3 protein-coding genes are annotated in these 2,461 nt (G+C 41.8%); 2 read left to right on the top strand and 1 reads right to left on the bottom strand.

Features of this window, described 5'->3' with window-relative positions; genetic code table 11:
* The first annotated feature begins 447 nt into the window (after window positions 1-447).
* A complete protein-coding gene (locus AACQ21_RS06755) occupies window positions 448-696 on the top strand; it encodes a type II toxin-antitoxin system Phd/YefM family antitoxin (protein WP_000126952.1) in 249 nt (82 codons plus the stop codon).
* Complete coding sequence (locus tag AACQ21_RS06760; protein WP_105977159.1) at window positions 686-976, top strand: type II toxin-antitoxin system RelE family toxin; 291 nt, start codon at window positions 686-688, stop codon at window positions 974-976. The genes AACQ21_RS06755 and AACQ21_RS06760 overlap by 11 nt, the downstream gene beginning before the upstream one ends.
* A gap of 164 nt (window positions 977-1,140) precedes the next feature.
* Here the strand turns inward: AACQ21_RS06760 and AACQ21_RS06765 are convergent, their stop codons facing one another.
* Window positions 1,141-1,656, bottom strand: a complete 516-nt coding sequence (locus AACQ21_RS06765) for a lipocalin family protein (protein WP_105977160.1) — start codon at window positions 1,654-1,656, stop codon at window positions 1,141-1,143.
* Between the last annotated feature and the right edge of the window lie 805 nt (window positions 1,657-2,461).

Consider the following 2,461-nt stretch of genomic DNA (forward strand, 5'->3'; position numbering starts at 1 on the left):
ACTTCAATTTACAAAGAATTATGTCGAAGAAGCCAACAACCAAGTGCTCGAAATCCATTTAAGCGCGAAAGAGCCTCAAAACCAAAGAAGCCACACCAAAGAAATAAACAAACACATCACTTCCCGTAAGAAGACTTCGGTTAGTTCAAACACTTCACGAACAGTGCCACTGGCGAGATACATGGAAAAGTGCTGACTTTCAGGTGTAAAGCTAGAGCCTCAGACCAAGAAAAATAAACGCTTAATTTTATGATTGTTCTTAACCTCAGCTAACGCCGCGTTAAGGGGCAGCCAACGCTACTACCAAGCTTCCGCATAACAACGTAACCATAAAAACCAACGCATAATAAAAATGTCACGCGTTGGCTGTCCCTCTTGAACGCCTTGTTATACCGTTCTTATAGCGCTAGAATGACCTTTATAAAGACCTCTTAAAGGACTCAATAAATGACTGCTAGAATCTTAGCCGATGTAGCTGCAAGTATTACTGAATTAAAAGCTAATCCAATGAAAGTTGCAACAAGTGCATATGGTGAACCTGTCGCTGTACTTAACCGAAACGAACCTGCTTTTTACTGTGTTCCAGCAAAAGCATACGAAATGATGATGGATCGACTCGATGATCTCGAACTATTAGCTATTGCAAGAGAACGAGAGTCTGAAGAAAGCATTTCGGTAAACATCGATGACCTATAAACTTGATTTCAAAAAGAGCGCGTTAAAAGAATGGAAAAAACTTGGCTCTACACTACAACTGCAATTTAAAAAGAAACTAATTGAACGCTTAGAAAACCCACATGTACCAGCATCAAAACTCTCTGGCGCTGATAACATGTATAAAATAAAGCTACGTCAGTCTGGCTACCGTCTTGTTTACCAAGTAAAAGATGACGTTATCGTGGTAACGGTCTTAGCAGTTGGAAAACGAGAGCGAAATGATGTTTACCGTAGCGCAATGAAACGATTAGATGACTGATTAATATACCAATCAATGCCTCTTTTTTCGGCAAGGTATAACGCCCGGCTAAGGGGTTGACAACGCATAGCCGAACTCAAAAAACACACTGTAAACACTGAAATTCAATTTTGCACAAAAGCCGCCACGCGTTGGCAATCCCTCTTGAGCCGTTTGTTAGGTATTTATTGCTGCTGAACGTAAATGAGCCGATTTGTATCAAAACCACGCTCTTTCGACATTTGAACGAACTTCTCCAGAATGTCTGGTTCGACTCTAGGCGTTCTTGAAAGTAACCACAGATATTCTGTATTCGGCCCTGACACGAAGGCATAACTGTAGTTTTCACGCTCTAACTCAAACACCACGTAAGAGCCATAAAACGGACCAAAAAATGAAACCTTCAGATAACCGTCCGTTGGACTATTCACAAAGTAAGCTTTGCCTTCAGCCTCTTTCCACTCTCCTTTCTCTTCGGAATAACCACGATTAAGAACCGAAACGCCGCCATCATTTCGAACACGGTATTCCGCAGTAACCTGACTTAAACCTCTTTCAAAGGAGTGATCAAGTCGAGCAACCTCGTACCATTTACCTAAATAATTGTTCAGTTCAAAATCCGACACCGGCTTTACTGATTCGGGCATACCCAAGCAGCCGTTTAATAAAACAGTACAAATAACCAACAAGATTGATCTCATGATGCCTCCAAACACCTAACGCCCGGCTAAGGGGTTGACAACGCACCACCGAACTCAAAAAACACACCGTAAAAACTGAACTTCAATTTTGCACTAAAGCCGCCACGCGTTGGCAATCCCTCTTGAGCCGTTTGTTATGCAAATTCAATAAGATAAACTGACTTTACACGACCAAAAGCCACAATTGCAATGGTTGAGTGATTCAAGAATCAACCCAAGCTTTTGAATCAGACAAACTCAACAAACAAGACTTTCAGCAAATACGAAATGATCGAATAACTTGCCCTTTCCGCACTTTGCGCCCGCTAAATTCACAACGCGCCTACGCTAAAATCGATTGAGGCAAACCAAGAATCTTGTCTGTTTTACGGTTTGAGTTAACCAAGAATTTGAGGGTAAAAATGCTCATTTGCCGACACAAAACGAATAGCCGTAGAAATCCCAAAAGATTGAGCCCCTAAATTTACCTGAGTTGCATAACGCCCGGTTAAGGGGCAGCCAACGCCACTAACAACTTAACGCATAACACCGTAAACCACAAAGACCAACGCATAGTAAAAAAGCCGCGCGTTGGCTGTCCCTCTTGAACCGTTTGTTAAATGGCTTTTTATTGGTACTCATCTATGTTTTTACTAGCGTCATAAGCGACCGTAATTACTTTAGCAGCCTCTTCTTTTAGGTTTGACATCCATTCTTTAAAATCAAGTGGTCCACGGTCTACAACTGTAGTGGTCAACTAAAATTGGCCACGGTTTTAGAGTTTTCCCAATACAATCGTTCTGACTCATTGGGTGTCAAGCCACCG

It is taken from the genome of Vibrio sp. V01_P9A10T6 (assembly GCF_963877065.1).
GTDB lineage: Bacteria > Pseudomonadota > Gammaproteobacteria > Enterobacterales > Vibrionaceae > Vibrio > Vibrio anguillarum.